The following is a 14,792-nucleotide window of genomic DNA, read 5'->3' on the forward strand; positions in this document are numbered from 1 at the left end:
GGGTAACCGAGAGGCCCCACGCGGCGGTGAGCTTGCGCACACAGGCTGCGGCCAGAGCGGTTTTTCCGGCTACCTTCAGCGGAATCGCCGCAGATTTGCACCGCTTTCCGGCGCCGATGGATTCAGCGCCCATGCCACTTCGCGGGCAGGGTGCACTCAGGCAGCAGAAAGTGGTGCAAAAATGCCCGAGGCTGGACGGAACGGGCTAGCTGCCCACCCGGCGGAGCATCTTCTCGAACTCGTCGTGGAACTCGGGCTGGAGGCGGATTTCGCCGTCCGCGTCGGCGTCACGGAGGGCCTCCATGGCTTCGACGTCGGGCTGGCTAAACCACCGGCCGATTGTCACCCCGTGGCTGGGAACGAAAAGCCGGTGGATGTGGTCGCCGGCTTGGATGGAGCCGGTCCGGATCACACGGAGGTACGTGCCCACGCGCCCTGCCTCGGTGAAGCGCTTGACCCACCGGGTCTCCCCCATGCGTCGCTGGAATGCCGAACACGGCACACGCGGTGAGGTGACCTCAACTTCGACGTCCAGGCCGATCTTCCAGCGTTCGCCGATCACCGCGCCCGTGGTCTCGATGCCGGCTACCCGCAGGTTTTCGCCGAAGATTCCGGGCGGCAGTTCGCGCTGCAGCTCGCCGATCCAGTAATCGGCGTCGGCCTGGGAATATGCATACAGCGCCTGGTCCTCGCCGCCGTGGTGGATGCGGCTGGCCTGGACGTCGCCGTGCAGGCCAAGCTTGTGCACCCTTACCGGCCCGTCCACGGGACGCTTGTCAATGGCCGTGACGCCAACGCCCCCTTCATCGGGAAGGAGCTGGTGTACCCGGCAGACGGCAAGCAGAGTGGCGGTATCCATGGCAACAGTCTAGGTTCTCGGCGGTCGCGGTGCCCGTGTCCTGCCGATAAGGGTCTTGCCGACGAGGAGTCCTGCCCATGGGGAGTCCTGCCCGCATTTTTGTTCGCCGCAGGACCATGCAGCTACTAGGCTTGCTGCAGGATTTCACTGGCCCATGAGCGCAGGCGCTCAACAGCATGGAACAGCAAGGGGAACCATGGACCCGGAGAAGGACCCGCAGAAGGACAACGGTGGGGGTGCGGGCGAGAACGCGCCCGGCACCGGGCCTGCCAAGCCGCCGCCCTGGCAGGTGCCTAAGCCGGAGCTCCATCCTGAGCTGCTGCATCCGGGCCCGCAGGACAAGGGCCCGCAAGACCCCCGGCAGCAGGACAAGGGCCCGCAGGACCCCCGCCAGCGGGCCAAAGACCAGCGGGGCAAAAACCAGCGGGGCAAAGACCAGCGGGACAAGGGCCAGCAGGACCAAGGCCAGCAGGGCCAGGACTTCCCGCAGCCGAGCCCCATCATCGATCCCTTCGCCCGCGAGCGCGAGCGCGAACTGGCCTCGGCGGCGGCGAGGAAGAAGCGGTCGCAGCGGCGCACCGTCGTCGTCGGCCTCGGTGTGACAGCTTTGCTGGCCGGCACCATCACCGCGATCGTGGCGAGCAACGAGCAGGAAGCCGACTACGCCCAGGTCTGCTTCAACGACGAGACCGGCGAGCGGGTCGAGGACACCCAGTGCAACAGCACCGCCGGCCGCGGCGGCGGCCTCTACGCGTGGTACTTCTACGCCCGCGGCGCCAGCGTCCCGGCTGTGGGGCAGAACCGGTCGGCCTATCCGACCTTCACCAAAACGGTGCCGCAGGGTGCCAAGACGTCCACGGGGTACAGCACCAAGGGCGGCACGGTTAGCAGGGGCGGCTTCGGCAGCAGCTCCAAGGGCGGGAGCACGGGGGGCTAGTGAAGCGCTTAATATCGGAGCCCCGGCCGGACTGGAAACAGAAAATCGAAGAGCAGGGACTCGTCTTCTCCACAACCACGCTGCCCGGCGGCCGGAAGATCGAGTACTGGAACGAAGCGGCCTACTACGAGTTCACCATGGACGAGGTGGAGGCCCTCGAACAGACCGCCGAGGAAATGCACGTGATGTGCCTCGATTCGGCGAAGTTCCTGGCGACCGGCGCCATGGGGCCCATCGGCATCGGACCGCAGGCCCTGGAGCTGGCGGCCGAATCGCTGCAGGCCGGGGACATGGACATCTACGGCCGCTTCGATTTCATCTACGACGGCCAAGGCGGCGCCGCCAAGATGCTCGAATACAACGCGGACACTCCCACCGGGCTGATTGAGGCCGCCGTGGCCCAGTGGTTCTGGCTGCAGGACGTCTTTCCGGAGAAGGACCAGTGGAACGGCATCCACGAGGCGCTGATCCGCCAGTGGAAGAAGCTGCAGTACCGCACGGGCATGAGCACGCTGCACATCGCGCACTCGGAAGCCGAGGAGTCCGGGGAGGACTGGATGACGGCGGCTTACATGCGGGACGTGGCCAGCCAGGCCGGCTGGACCACCATCGGCATCAACATGTCCGACATCGGCTGGGACCCTAACCTCAACCGCTTCGTGGACCTGGACAACTTCATGATCAGCACCATCTTCAAGCTGTACCCGTGGGAGCTGATGATGAAGGAGCCGTTCGGCCACCGGCTGCTCCAGCGCGCGCACAATCCGCGCTGGGTGGAGCCGGCGTGGAAAATGCTGCTCTCCAACAAGGCACTCCTGGCCGCGCTCTGGCACCTATACCCGAACCACCCCAACCTACTCCCGGCCTACCTCAATGAACCAGGCCCGCTGAAGGAATGGGTGGCCAAGCCCCTGCACGGCCGCGAAGGCGACAACATCAGGATCCACGCCGAGGGCATCAGCATGGAACAGCCCGGCGGGTACGGGCGAGAAGGCTGGTGCTACCAGCAGTTCCACTCCCTCCCGGACTTCGACGGCAACCATCCGGTCCTCGGCCTGTGGGTGGTGGACGGCGAATCGGTGGGCTGCGGGATCCGCGAATCTGACGGCCCCATCACCGATTACTTCTGCCGCTTCGTGCCGAACACCATTGACGCGCCGGCGCCCCTCAGCGTCCAGGCCCACTCCAGCAAGGCAGGTATCGCACTATGAGCACAGGAACCACGACGGCGGGAGGCGGCGCCGGGGGCCGCTCCCGCGGCGCCGTCCCTTCCAAGGGACTGCACGCCGGGATCCTCGACCTGGGCGACTCCGTCATGCTGGGCCTGGCCTCCACCGCTCCGGTCTACTCGCTCGCCGCGACGCTGGGGCTGATCGTCGCCGTCAACGGGAACTACACACCCCTGATCCTGCTCCTGGGCTTCATACCGGTGCTGTTCATCGCGTACGCGTTCCGCGAGCTCAACAGCGCCATGCCGGACTGCGGCACCACCTTCATCTGGGCGCGGCGCGCCTTCGGCCCCTGGGCCGGCTGGCTGGGCGGCTGGGGCGTGGCGCTGGCCGGCATCGTGGTCCTGGCCAACCTCGCGCAGGTGGCCGGGCAGTACCTGTGGCTGCTCATCGGCGACGGCTCCATCGCGGAGAACAAGCTCGTGGTCACCGCCACGGGCGTGGTGTTCATCCTCTTCATGACGCTGGTCAATTACCGCGGGATCCGGCTGGGCGAACATGTCCAGCGCGTCCTGACCTACATCCAGTACATCTCGCTGGGCATCTTCGCCGTCGCGATCATTTTCAGGATCGCCGGCGGGGCTCCGGAGGGCCAGGCCTTCGACTTCGAGTGGTTCAATCCCGCCGGAGCCTTTGCCGATCCCGGCGCGGTGGTGCACGGCGTCCTCCTGGCACTGTTCATCTACTGGGGATGGGACACCTGCCTGGCGGTGAACGAGGAAACCGAAAACCCGGCCACCACTCCGGGCCGCGGCGCCGTGATCTCGGCCTTCGTCCTGGTGGCCATCTACGTCTCCGTGGCCCTCCTGGTGATGATGTACGCCACGGTGGGCACGGAGGGAATCGGGCTGGGCAACAGCGAGAACCAGGCCGACGTCTTCCTGGCCATGAAGGACGTGGTGCTGGGGCCGTGGGGCTGGCTGATCATCGTCGCGGTCCTGGCCTCCGTGCTCTCCTCCACCCAGACCACCATCCTGCCCACCGCGCGAGGCACGCTGTCCATGGGCGTCCATGGCGCCCTGCCGCCGAAGTTCGGCGAAGTCCACGAGCGCAACCAGACGCCCGGTTTTTCCACGCAGGTGATGGGCGGCGCGGCGATCGCGTACTACGTGGCCATGAGCTTCCTGAGCGAGAACCTGCTGTCCGATTCGATCAGCTCCATCAGCCTCTTCATCGCGTTCTACTACGCGCTCACCGGCTTCGCATGCGTCTGGTACTTCCGCGGCACACTCCGCGAGTCCGCCCGCAACCTGTGGTTCCGCGGAATCCTGCCGCTGCTCGGCGCCCTGATCCTCGCCGCGGCATTCTTTGTCTCCGCGGCGCAGATGTGGGACCCGGCCTACGGGGACACGCAGATCTTCGGCGTCGGCGGGGCCTTTGTCAGCGGCGTGGTGCTCCTGGGGCTGGGCGTGGTGCTGGCAGTAGCGTGCCGGTTCCTGCCGTCCACGCGGGATTATTTTCTTGGCAGGCAGCAGGTCCCCCGCAGTCAGGAGCGCACGGCCCCGTAGGATGCTGCCATGAGCAACGACGATGTTGACCCAGCGGCAGCCACGGCCGAGTTCGGACTCCCCGACCCCTCCGACGTCCTGGCCCTCGATTCACTGCTGACCCCGGATGAGCTGATCCTCCGGCAGCGGATCCGCGACTTCACGGACCAGCAGATCCGCCCCGACATCGCCGAGTGGTACGACCATGGTGTCTTCCCGCTGCACCTTCCCGCGCAGCTCGGCGAGCTCGGAGTGCTGGGCATGCATCTGGAGGGCTACGGCTGCCCGGGCCGTTCCGCGGTCGAATACGGGCTGGCAGCCATGGAGCTGGAGGCCGGCGATTCAGGCATCCGCACGTTCGTCTCCGTCCAGGGATCGCTGGCCATGACCGCGATCCACCGATGGGGTTCGGAGGACCAGAAGGAGGAGTGGCTCCCCCGCATGGCTGCAGGCGAGGTGATCGGCTGCTTCGCGCTCACGGAGCCGACGGCCGGCTCGGATCCGTCGTCGATGGCCACGTTCGCCCGGCAGGACGGCACGGGCGCGGATGCCGGCTGGATCCTGAACGGGACCAAGCGCTGGATCGGGCTCGCCTCCATTGCCGACGTCATGGTGGTCTGGGCCAGGACCGACGACGGCATCCGCGGTTTCCTCGTGCCGGCCGGCACCGCCGGTGTCAGCGCCGCGCCCATCGGGCAGAAACTGTCGATGCGCGCCTCCGTCCAGTGCGACGTGACGTTCGACGGCGTCCGGCTGGGACCGGCGGCGCTGCTGCCCGGCGCGCGCGGACTGAGCGGGCCGCTCTCCTGCCTCAATGAGGCCCGGTACGGCATCGCGTGGGGAGCCATGGGCGCAGCCCGCGACTCCTACGAGGCGGCGCTGAACTATTCGGCGGAACGGCAGCAGTTCGGCCGGTCGCTGGCGGGCTACCAGCTCACGCAGGAGAAGCTGGTGAACATGCTGCTGGAGATCCAGAAGGGCACCATGCTGGCGCTGCACCTGGGCCGGCTCAAGGATGCCGGCAGGTTGCGGCCCGAACAGATCTCGCTGGCCAAGCTCAACAACGTCCGCGAGGCCATCAAGGTGGCCCGCGAGGCCCGGACCATCCTGGGCGGAAACGGCATCACCCTGGACTTCTCGCCGCTGCGGCACGCCGCGAACCTGGAGTCGGTGCGGACTTACGAGGGGACGGACGAGGTCCATACGCTGATCCTTGGCCAGCACATCACGGGGCTGCCCGCGTTCCGGTGACCCGTCGGGCCGGGCGCCCGGCAAACGGCCGCGGAAACGGCCGCGGCCAGGCACTCAGGCGGAGAAACCGCCGTCGGCCTTGATCAGCTGGCCCGAGACCCAGCGCCCGGCTGGGGAAAGCAGGAAGGCCACAGTCCCCGCCACGTCGGCCGGCGTGCCCAGCCGGCCTCCGGGCTGGCGCCGGGTCAGCTCTTCGCGGATCTCCTGGTTCATCCAGCCGGTGTCCACCGGGCCGGGGTTCAGCACGTTGGCGGAGATCCCCAGCGGGCCAAGTTCACGGGCGGCCGCGATCAGGATCCGGTCCAGCGCACCTTTGGAGGCTCCGTAGGGAAGGTTGAACGCTGTGTGGTCGCTGGTCAGCGCCACTATCGCGCCGCCGTCGCCCGCTGCCTGGCGCGCGAAAGCACCGATCAGCTGCCAGCTGGCGCGGGTGTTGACAGCGAAGTGGCGCTCGAAGCTTTCCAGCGTGGTGTCCAGGATGCCCGAGTCGACGGACTCCGCGTGGCTGAGCACCATGCCGTGGAGGGTGCCGGCCTGTTCCGCCACGCTCGCCATCAGCCGGTCCACGGCCTCCGGATCCTGAAAATCCGCAGGCAGGGAGATCACCTTGGCGCCGATGGCCTCCAGCTCCGCGGTGAGCCGTCCGACGTCGTCGGACTGGGTTCCCCATGGCATTCGCGAGTCATAGTCCGGCCAGTACGTCAGGACCAGGTCCCAGCCGTCGGCCGCGAGCTGGCGGGCGATTCCGGCGCCGATGCCGGCAAGGCGGCCGGCACCGGTCAGCAGGACGGTTTTGCGCTGGGGCTCGGCCGGCTGCGGCTCCGCGCGCTGGGGTTCCAGGCTCATGACGGCAGCTCCGTCAGCGAATCACGACGCAGCACCACGAGCCAGCAGGCCATGATCGCGACCGCGCAGAACACGCCGGCGCTGGAGGCCATGATCCACAGCCCGGGCGTCTGGACGTCGAGGTTCTCGGCTCCGAACAGTGTGCCGATGGTTTTGGGCGAGAAGAGGAACACTACAGTGGATGCGCCCAGGATCCCTCCCATGACCCACCGCATCATCCGGTGGCGGCGGGGCGTCTCGCGCAGGGTCCAGGCGAAGGCCGGAAGCACCGCGGCCATCCAGACCCAGTGGTGGGACCAGGAGACCGGGCTGATCAGGAGCATGGTGAGTGCGGTGGCGGAAATGGCCACCACCCTGCCGCCTTGCTCGCTCGCGGTCTTGATGACGGCCGCGCCCAGGCCCACAACCAGCAGGCTCAGGGCCAGCCAGGGGACGGTGACTCCGGCCTCGGGCACGCCGAAGTGCAGCAGCGCGCCTTTGATGGACAGGTTGTCCACGTAGCCGGCGCCGCCGATCCGGGAGGTGTCGGGCAGGATCTGGAGCCAGAACTGCAGGGACTCGGCCGGGCGCAGGAGCCAGCCGAGCAGCACCGTGGACGCGAAGCCGGCGGCCATGTTCAGCAGCCCGCGCCAGTCCTTGCGCATCAGGAAGTACAGGCCGAAGACCAGCGGCGTCAGCTTGATCCCGGCAGCGACGCCCACCAGGAAGCCGCTGCCCGGAAGTCCGTGGCGCCACTTCGGGTTGCCGGCCAGGAGGTCAGCCGCCATCAGGCCCAGGAGCAGGATGTTGATCTGGCCGAAAGCCAGCGTCTCCCGCCACGGGCCGAGATTCAGGATGGCCAGCAGCAGCACCACCGCGCCTATCCGGTTCCGCAGCGAACGCCCGGCGGTCGGGGCGAAGGTGCCGCGCCAGCTCGCCTTCGCGTTCCAGTGGCGCACTCCGCGCGCAGCCACCCAGGCGGCCACGGCCACTCCCGCGGCGTTGAACAGCAGCAGGGCCGTTGCCTGGGGCAGACGGGCGAGGAAGCCGAAGAGCAGGGCAGCGAACGGCGGGTAGGTGAAGGGCAGCTCCGGGCCGCCGGCCCAGGCGAGGGTCAGCCGGTAGAGCTCCGACGGGGACTGGCCAGCGTCGTTGACGACCTTGCCGCCGTGCCAGTAGACGCTGAAGTCCAGGCCCTTCTCGCCCCACGCGTCCAGCCGCGAGGAGATGAAAACGGCTGCGGCTGCCACAACCAGGAGCGTGATGAGTTCGGCTGAGACCGTTGCCGCCCAGGGCCTGCGCAGTAGCCCCGCGGCGCCTGCCGGTGAGGTTTCCCGGGCGCCGGCGGATGTGCCGTCCTGAGTCTGGGCCTCTTTTGATTGGGCCGTGTCTTTTGCTTGGGCATCAAGCAGTGCCATTCAGTGTCCCCCAGATGCGTGATCCTGCGTGGTGCGCCTCCGGGACGCGTGTCGCGTCATACCGCAGGACCCCGCGCCCGCACGGGCGCTGAGGCAATTCTACTGAAGCGCGGGGCGCCTTCCGGTCACCGACGCACGCTCACGCCGCGCCGGTTGCCACCGGTGTGTACTGCCTCGTCCCGGCGTCCTTGCGGATGGTGGCGCTGATCACCGCGGCGATGGTGCACATCGCCGCCGCGCCGAACCAGGCGTAGGTGTACTGGCCGGTGGCGTCGCGGATGGCTCCGGCAGCCAGCGCGGCTGCGGCGGCGCCAAGCTGATGCGCGGCGAATACCCAGCCAAACACCACGCTGCCGTCGGCGCCGAAGACCTGGCGGCAGATAGCGGCCGTAGGCGGCACGGTGGCCACCCAGTCGAGGCCGTAAATCACCACGAACACAATCATGCTGGGCTGGACCGTAGCGCTCAGCAGCAGCGGGAGCACCAACAGGCCGATCCCCCGGAACTGGTAGTAGACGGCCAGCAGGATCCTCGGGTTGTAGCGGTCCGTCAGCCAGCCGGAGGCGATGGTGCCCAGGATGTCGAAGATCCCGACGACGGCCAGCAATCCGGCCGCCGTGGTTTCCGGCATGCCGTGATCGTGCGCGGACGGGATGAAGTGGGTGCCGATCAGTCCGTTGGTGGTGGCGCCGCAGATCGCGAAGCCTGCGGCGAGCGCCCAGAACGTGCGCACCCTGCTGGCGCGCCTGAGGACCTGCAGCGCACGGACGGCGGCGTTGCGGCTCGGTTCGTCGGCACTCGCGGCCCGCCCGGCGGCTACAGCAGCGGCGGCCGGGGTTTCCGCAGCCGCCGCGGCAGCCGAGGCGGACTCCGGCTCCGCGTTGCTGGCCGGCACCTCTGCGCCGTACGGCAACACCCCGACCTCGGCCGGCGAGTTCTTCAGGAATCTCAGCACCAGCGGGACCACAGCCAGCGCACCGGCGGCGATCAGCAGGGAGGCCTGCCGCCAGCCCGGATCCTGGGCCAGCATGGCGATGAACGGCAGGAAGACCAGCTGACCGGCCGCGCTGCCGGCCGTCAGGATGCCGATTACCAGGCCACGGCTCTTGGAAAACCACGTGTTGGCGATGGTCGCCGCAAAGACCAGGGCCATGGAGCCGGTTCCGAGCCCGATCAGCAGGCCCCAGGTGAGGAGGATCTGCCAGGACTCATTGACCAGCACCGTCAGGGCACTGCCGGCGCCGATCAGCACGAGGGCGACGGCGGTGACGGCACGGATGCCGAACCGTTCCATGAGGGCCGCTGCGAAGGGAGCCGTGAGGCCGAAGAGCACCAGGTTGATGCTGACGGCGGCGGAGAGCACGGTGGTGGACCAGCCGAACTCCTGCTGGAGCGGCACCATGAGCACGCCCGGCGCGGCACGGAAGCCTGCTGCGCCTACGAGCGCCAGGAACGCCACGGCAGCCACCATCCATGCGGGGTGCAGCCGGCGCTTCCGGGGATGCCCCGGCGGCGTCCCAGGCGGGGCGTCTTCTTCGTTGCGGGCGGCGGTCGCCTCGGGGCTGCTCATGCGGCTGTTCCTCTGTGTCCGGTTCCTTTGTGTCCGGTTGCGTCCGTGGGGTCCGTGTCTGATGGCCGGAGTCCTGGGTGTTCGCGGGCGGTTGCCAGCGGCACAGGATCTTCGGTGCGGGTCAGGCTGTGCCAGCTGGTGTTCTCCGCCGTGAGCCGCCCGCCGCATTCCGTGCAGGTGTCCGCGGAACCGGTCCGCTGCCCGCAGGACGAATGGATGACGTACATGTGGGCCTGGCCCGATGGCGCGGGGAGGTGCTTTTCGGACCAGATCACGACGGCGTTGAGCACCGGCAGGGCGTCCTCGCCTTTTGCGGTGAGCACGTACTCCTGGCGGGTGCGGCCGCCGTCATCATACGGTTCCTTGGCCAGCAGCCCGGACTCCACCAGCGCGGCGAGCCGCCGGGTGAGGACCGAGTCCGCCACCTGGAGGCGCGCCTTCATGGCGTCGAAGCGGCCGTTGCCGAAGAACACCTCCCTGAGCACCAGCATTCCCCAGGGGTCGCCGAAGATATCCAGGCCGCGGGCCATGCTGCAGTTGCGCTGGGACCAGTCAGAGCGGAGTGCCATACCGCGAGGCTACCTGACTCTCTTGAAGAAAGCCAGGCTCCGGGCGGGGTCGCACTGCGGCCCAGGGCGCGAGGACCCGGCTGCCAGGTGCGCCTCCCGGGACGTCTAGGGCCCCTGGCGCAGCGCGGTCCGGGACGGCCGGTACGCGGCGGCCCAGTATCCCAGCAGTGCCATGCCGCACAGCACGCCCAGGCTCGACGCCATGAGCGGCCACTGCGTCTGCGGATTCACGCCCCACACCTCGGCTCCGGCCATCATGGCAAGGTCCTTGGGCGTGAAGTAGAAGGCCACGGCACAGGCGGCCACCACCAGCCAGCCGACAAGCCGCATAATGCCAGTCCTTGACGGTACACGGTGCATGGCAAACGCCATGGACGGCAGGGCCACCGCCATCCATACCCAGTGGTGGGACCAGGACACCGGGCTGATCAGGAGCATGAGCACCGCCGTCGCGGACACGGCCACGAAGTTTTCGTCAACGGCCACTGCCCACTTGATGATGAGGGCGGCCAGAGCCACCAGCGCAAGCGAGGCAACGAGCCACAGCAGGCTGGTGAATCCGGAGTCCGGCAGGCCAAGGTGCATCAGCAGGCCCTTCAGGGACAGGTTGTCCACGTATCCGGGATCGCCGATGCGGCCGGTGTCCGGCAGGATTTTTGTCCAGAAGGTGACCGAGGCGTTGGGCAGCGCGGCCCAGGCCACGGCGATGGACCCCGCGAATCCGGCGGCCATCCAGGCCAGGGCCTTGAAGTCGCGCCGCACCAGGAAGTAGAGGCCGAACGCCAGCGGTGTCAGCTTGATTCCCGCGGCGATTCCGATCAGCAGGCCGGCGGGCCACCGGATTTCGCCGGCACGGGATTTACCGTGCAGCGCGAAGTCGGCAAGGATCAGGCCCATGAGGATGATGTTGATCTGTCCGAAGACGAAGGTGTCGCGCCACGGGCCGAGCAGCACGATCGCCCCGGTCCCGGCGAGTGCCACGGCCCGGAAGCGCCAGTCGGCGAACGCTTCACGCCAGCGGCCCAGGCCGAAGAAGTGCCGCGTGAGCCAGGCGGACACCACGGCAGCGCCTCCGAGCGCCGCGCCGATGAAGAGCACGCCGCTCTGGCTGAAGCTCAGGGTTGCCAGCCCGGCGAACAGGAGCGCGGCGAACGGCGGGTAGGTGAACGGCAGCCCGTCCCGTGGGGCGTACAGCTCGTTCACGCCGGTTTCGCCGGTCTGCAGCACCTTGGTGCCGCCGTAGTAGTAGACCTCGAAGTCGTACATCATGGGGGCGTACCCGGCATACAGCACCATCAGGGCCGCGACGACGGCGAGCGCGCCGGCCGCCGTTGCCAGCCAGCCGCGCGCGGCAGCCCACACCGGGGCCAGGCCCTCGCTCCGGCCAGCGGTCCGCGCAGCGGTTTGCCCGGCCGTGCCTGTCTCTTCAGTATCCGGCTCGGGGCCGGCGTGCCCTGTCGCGTTTTCCGGGGCACGGGTCCGAGGCGCAGCCATTACTGGATGAACGTGAAGGCGTGCTCGAGGTCCGCGATGAGGTCCTCAACGTCCTCGATGCCGCAGGACAGCCGGATGAGGTTGACCGGGACGGCCAGTTCGGTGCCCTTCACGGAGGCGTGCGTCATCTCAGACGGGTAGTTCATGAGTGACTCGATGCCGCCCAGCGACTCCGCGAGCGTGAAGACGGAGGTGGATTCGGCCACCCTCCGCGCCGCAGCTTCGCCGCCCTTGAACTGCACCGAAATCATGCCGCCGAACTTCTTCATCTGCTTCCGGGCAAGGTCGTGGCCGGGGTGCGAGGGCAGGCCCGGGTACAGCACGGCCTCCACCTCGGGGCGTTCCAGCAGCCATTCCGCCACGGCCTGGGCGTTGTCGCTGTGGCGGTCCATGCGGACCCCCAGCGTCTTGAGGCCGCGGGTGGTGAGGAAGGCATCCATCGGCCCGGACACGGCGCCCACGGCGAACTGCACGAAGCCGATCTTCTCGGCGAGTTCGGCGTCCTTGACCACGATCGCGCCGCCCACCACGTCGGAGTGGCCGCCGATGTACTTGGTGGTGGAATGGACCACGACGTCGGCACCCAGGGCGAGCGGGGTCTGCAGGTAAGGCGACGCGAAGGTGTTGTCCACGATCAGGAGGGCACCGGCGTCGTGCGCCACCTTGGCGAGGGCCTCGATGTCGGTGATCTTCATCATCGGGTTGGACGGGGTCTCCACCCACACGAAACGGGTTTTGTTCGCGGCCACCGCAGCGGCGACGGCGTCGAGGTCGGACATGTCCACGGGGGTGTTGCCGATCCCCCAGTCCCCGAGCACGCGGCTGATCAGGCGGTAAGTGCCGCCGTAGGCGTCGTTGCCGAGGACGATGTGGTCCCCAGGCCGGGTCAGGGCGCGGATCAGCGAGTCCTCGGCCGCCAGTCCGGAGCTGAAGGAGTAGGCGTGCGTGCCGCCCTCAAGTGCCGCGAGCTGTTCCTGTAGGGCATCGCGGGTGGGGTTGCCGCCGCGGCCGTACTCGTAGCCGTCGCGCAGGCCGCCGATGCCGTCCTGGGCGTACGTGGAACTGAAGTGCAGCGGCGGCACCACGGCGCCGGTGCGGGGCTCGAAGGCCTGGCCGGCGTGGACGGCGCGGGTATTGAATCCTTGGTTTTCAGAAACAGACATGGAGCTCCTTGGATTAGTTGCTGAGGTATGCCAGGAGGTCGTGGCGGGTCAGGATGCCGATGGGGGCGCCAACGAAGGTCACCATCACGGTGTCGACGTCGGACAGAAGCTCTCGGGCAGCCGAGATGGTCTCCAGCGAGCCCATCACGGGAAGCCGCTCCCCCATGTGCTCGGAGATCTTGTCCGTCAGCTTCGCCTCGCCGCGGAACAGCTTGGCCGTCAGGGTGCGCTCATCGACGGCACCCAGGACCTCGCCCATCACCACGGGCGGTTCCTGGGACAGCACTGGGATGTGGCTGACGCCGTACTCGTTCATGATGTTGATGACATCGCGGACGGTCTCGTTGGGGTGGATGTGGACCAGGTCCGGCAGTTCGCCCGTCTTGGACTTGATGACCTCGCCCACGGACGTCTCCTCACCGCCGGAGAGGAAGCCGTACGAGCGCATCCACTGGTCGTTGAAGATCTTGGCGAGGTAGCCGCGGCCCGAGTCCGGCAGGATGACCACGACGACGGCGTCTTCGGGCAGGTCGCGGGCAGTCTGGAGCGCGGCAACGACTGCCATGCCGGAGGAGCCGCCCACCAGCAGGCCCTCCTCGCGGGCCAGCCGACGTGTCATGGCGAAGGAATCGGCGTCAGTGACGGCGATGACCTGGTCCGGAACGGATTTGTCGTAGTTGGCGGGCCACATGTCCTCGCCCACGCCTTCGACAAAGTACGGGCGCCCGGTGCCGCCCGAGTAGACAGAGCCTTCGGGGTCCGCCCCGATGATCCTGACCCGGCCGCCGTCGGACTCCGGACGGTTCGCGGAGACTTCCTTGAGGTACCGCCCGGTGCCAGTGATGGTGCCGCCGGTGCCGGCGCCGATGACGCAGTGCGTGACCTTGCCGTCGGTGTCCCGCCAGATCTCGGGTCCGGTGGATTCGTAGTGGCTGAGCGGCGCGGCGGGGTTGGAGAACTGGTCCGGCTTGTAGGCACCGGGAATCTCGGTGACCAGGCGGTCCGAGACGCCGTAGTAGCTCTGCGGACTGTCAGGGGCGACGGCGGTGGGGGTCACCACCACTTCGGCGCCGTAGGCCTGAAGCACGGCGCGCTTGTCCTCGCCCACCTTGTCCGGCACAACGAAGATGCACTTGTAGCCTTTTTGCTGGGCCACGAGGGCCAGGCCGACGCCGGTATTCCCGGACGTGGGCTCGATGATGGTCCCGCCGGGCTTGAGCTTGCCGTCACGCTCGGCTTCCTCGATCATCTTGGCCGCGATGCGGTCCTTGATGGAACCGCCGGGGTTCACATATTCCAGCTTCACGAGGACGGTGGCTTTGATGCCGTCGGTGACGTGGTTGAGCTTGATCAGCGGGGTGTTGCCGATAAGGTCCAGGACGGACTGGGCGTACTTCATGGGTACAAACTTACCGTCTTGGCCGGCAGGGGCGTTTCAGGCGGCGCGGCACCAGCCAGCGCGGCGCGGACACTAGCCAAGGCGCAGCAGGCACGGCAAGCTTGCTACCGACCGTTCACCAGATTCGCCGAAAGGAACCCCTGCCATGGACTGGACCCTCGAAGTGGTGGTGCTCCCGGTGAGCGACATCGGCCGCGCCGTCGAGTTCTACCGCGACAAGGTGGGCTTCAACCTTGACCATGACACCAAGAACGAGCACATGCATGTGGTCCAGCTGACGCCGCCGGGCTCGGGTTGTTCGATTGTCATGGGCGACCTCCCCGCGCAGAACGAGATGGCGCCGGGCTCCATGCGCGGGCTGCAGCTGGTGGTGCCGGACGCCGCGGCGGCGCGCGACGAACTCCTCAGCCGCGGCGTGGGGGCCAGCGAAATAACCGTCTTTGATGAGCGCGACGGCGGCACCTTCTTCGGTTTCAGCGATCCCGACGGCAACACGTGGGCCGTGCAGGAACTGAAGATCCGCGCCCAGAAGCCGCTGATCCCGGTGGAGGCCCGCGACCGATTCGGCGAGGAGTAGCGGCCGGCCGTTCC

At 68.1% G+C, this 14,792-nt stretch carries 13 protein-coding genes; 5 read left to right on the plus strand and 8 right to left on the minus strand.

What is annotated here, in order from left to right:
- Nucleotides 1-205: 205 nt before the first annotated feature.
- The gene (locus CXQ90_RS02990; RefSeq protein ID WP_104136789.1) at nucleotides 206-859 is read right to left on the minus strand and encodes an MOSC domain-containing protein; all 654 of its coding nucleotides are present in this window, start codon (nucleotides 857-859) and stop codon (nucleotides 206-208) included.
- A gap of 196 nt (nucleotides 860-1,055) precedes the next feature.
- On the opposite strand from CXQ90_RS02990, the gene CXQ90_RS02995 reads away from it, so the two are divergent.
- Genes CXQ90_RS02995 through CXQ90_RS03010 form a run of 4 tightly spaced genes read left to right on the plus strand, consistent with a single transcriptional unit; the run spans nucleotide 1,056 to nucleotide 5,763 of the window.
- Nucleotides 1,056-1,796, plus strand: a complete 741-nt coding sequence (locus CXQ90_RS02995; protein ID WP_104136791.1) for a Tat pathway signal protein — start codon at nucleotides 1,056-1,058, stop codon at nucleotides 1,794-1,796.
- A complete protein-coding gene (locus CXQ90_RS03000) occupies nucleotides 1,796-3,007 on the plus strand; it encodes a glutathionylspermidine synthase family protein (RefSeq protein WP_104136793.1) in 1,212 nt (403 codons plus the stop codon). Before CXQ90_RS02995 ends, CXQ90_RS03000 begins: the two co-directional genes overlap by 1 nt.
- On the plus strand, nucleotides 3,004-4,533 hold the full coding sequence (locus CXQ90_RS03005) for an APC family permease (protein ID WP_104136794.1): 1,530 nt from the start codon (nucleotides 3,004-3,006) through the stop codon (nucleotides 4,531-4,533). The genes CXQ90_RS03000 and CXQ90_RS03005 overlap by 4 nt, the downstream gene beginning before the upstream one ends.
- A gap of 9 nt (nucleotides 4,534-4,542) precedes the next feature.
- Nucleotides 4,543-5,763, plus strand: a complete 1,221-nt coding sequence (locus CXQ90_RS03010; protein ID WP_104136796.1) for an acyl-CoA dehydrogenase family protein — start codon at nucleotides 4,543-4,545, stop codon at nucleotides 5,761-5,763.
- A gap of 54 nt (nucleotides 5,764-5,817) precedes the next feature.
- On the opposite strand, the gene CXQ90_RS03015 is transcribed toward CXQ90_RS03010, so the two are convergent.
- The 7 genes from CXQ90_RS03015 to CXQ90_RS03045 all read right to left on the minus strand — a co-directional run bounded on the left by CXQ90_RS03015 (nucleotide 5,818) and on the right by CXQ90_RS03045 (nucleotide 14,201).
- A complete protein-coding gene (locus CXQ90_RS03015; protein WP_104136798.1) occupies nucleotides 5,818-6,609 on the minus strand; it encodes an SDR family oxidoreductase in 792 nt (263 codons plus the stop codon).
- Nucleotides 6,606-8,006 (minus strand): glycosyltransferase 87 family protein, encoded by a 1,401-nt coding sequence (locus CXQ90_RS03020; protein ID WP_104136799.1) that lies wholly within the window; start codon nucleotides 8,004-8,006, stop codon nucleotides 6,606-6,608. Before CXQ90_RS03020 ends, CXQ90_RS03015 begins: the two co-directional genes overlap by 4 nt.
- 139 nt (nucleotides 8,007-8,145) lie before the next feature.
- Complete coding sequence (locus tag CXQ90_RS03025; protein WP_104136801.1) at nucleotides 8,146-9,576, minus strand: MFS transporter; 1,431 nt, start codon at nucleotides 9,574-9,576, stop codon at nucleotides 8,146-8,148.
- A complete protein-coding gene (locus CXQ90_RS03030; protein WP_104136802.1) occupies nucleotides 9,573-10,145 on the minus strand; it encodes a helix-turn-helix domain-containing protein in 573 nt (190 codons plus the stop codon). The genes CXQ90_RS03025 and CXQ90_RS03030 overlap by 4 nt, the downstream gene beginning before the upstream one ends.
- A gap of 105 nt (nucleotides 10,146-10,250) precedes the next feature.
- Nucleotides 10,251-11,639: a glycosyltransferase 87 family protein gene (locus CXQ90_RS03035; RefSeq protein WP_104136804.1), complete on the minus strand. Its 1,389-nt coding sequence runs from the start codon at nucleotides 11,637-11,639 to the stop codon at nucleotides 10,251-10,253.
- Complete coding sequence (locus CXQ90_RS03040; protein WP_104136805.1) at nucleotides 11,639-12,802, minus strand: cystathionine gamma-synthase; 1,164 nt, start codon at nucleotides 12,800-12,802, stop codon at nucleotides 11,639-11,641. The genes CXQ90_RS03035 and CXQ90_RS03040 overlap by 1 nt, the downstream gene beginning before the upstream one ends.
- Nucleotides 12,803-12,815: 13 nt before the next feature.
- Nucleotides 12,816-14,201, minus strand: a complete 1,386-nt coding sequence (locus CXQ90_RS03045) for a cystathionine beta-synthase (protein WP_104136807.1) — start codon at nucleotides 14,199-14,201, stop codon at nucleotides 12,816-12,818.
- A gap of 145 nt (nucleotides 14,202-14,346) precedes the next feature.
- On the opposite strand from CXQ90_RS03045, the gene CXQ90_RS03050 reads away from it, so the two are divergent.
- Nucleotides 14,347-14,778 (plus strand): VOC family protein, encoded by a 432-nt coding sequence (locus CXQ90_RS03050; protein WP_104136809.1) that lies wholly within the window; start codon nucleotides 14,347-14,349, stop codon nucleotides 14,776-14,778.
- The last annotated feature ends 14 nt before the right edge of the window (nucleotides 14,779-14,792 follow it).

Source organism: Arthrobacter sp. ZGTC131 (assembly GCF_002929275.1).
Lineage (GTDB): Bacteria > Actinomycetota > Actinomycetes > Actinomycetales > Micrococcaceae > Arthrobacter.

Excerpts from the sequence above, each read along its gene's own strand:
- CXQ90_RS02990 (WP_104136789.1), bottom strand. The coding sequence starts at position 859 with ATGGATACCGCCACTCTGCTTGCCGTCTGCCGGGTACACCAGCTCCTT.
- CXQ90_RS02995 (WP_104136791.1), top strand. The coding sequence starts at position 1,056 with ATGGACCCGGAGAAGGACCCGCAGAAGGACAACGGTGGGGGTGCGGGC.
- CXQ90_RS03005 (WP_104136794.1), top strand. The coding sequence starts at position 3,004 with ATGAGCACAGGAACCACGACGGCGGGAGGCGGCGCCGGGGGCCGCTCC.
- CXQ90_RS03010 (WP_104136796.1), top strand. The coding sequence starts at position 4,543 with ATGAGCAACGACGATGTTGACCCAGCGGCAGCCACGGCCGAGTTCGGA.
- CXQ90_RS03015 (WP_104136798.1), bottom strand. The coding sequence starts at position 6,609 with ATGAGCCTGGAACCCCAGCGCGCGGAGCCGCAGCCGGCCGAGCCCCAG.
- CXQ90_RS03020 (WP_104136799.1), bottom strand. The coding sequence starts at position 8,006 with ATGGCACTGCTTGATGCCCAAGCAAAAGACACGGCCCAATCAAAAGAG.
- CXQ90_RS03025 (WP_104136801.1), bottom strand. The coding sequence starts at position 9,576 with ATGAGCAGCCCCGAGGCGACCGCCGCCCGCAACGAAGAAGACGCCCCG.
- CXQ90_RS03030 (WP_104136802.1), bottom strand. The coding sequence starts at position 10,145 with ATGGCACTCCGCTCTGACTGGTCCCAGCGCAACTGCAGCATGGCCCGC.
- CXQ90_RS03035 (WP_104136804.1), bottom strand. The coding sequence starts at position 11,639 with ATGGCTGCGCCTCGGACCCGTGCCCCGGAAAACGCGACAGGGCACGCC.
- CXQ90_RS03040 (WP_104136805.1), bottom strand. The coding sequence starts at position 12,802 with ATGTCTGTTTCTGAAAACCAAGGATTCAATACCCGCGCCGTCCACGCC.
- CXQ90_RS03045 (WP_104136807.1), bottom strand. The coding sequence starts at position 14,201 with ATGAAGTACGCCCAGTCCGTCCTGGACCTTATCGGCAACACCCCGCTG.
- CXQ90_RS03050 (WP_104136809.1), top strand. The coding sequence starts at position 14,347 with ATGGACTGGACCCTCGAAGTGGTGGTGCTCCCGGTGAGCGACATCGGC.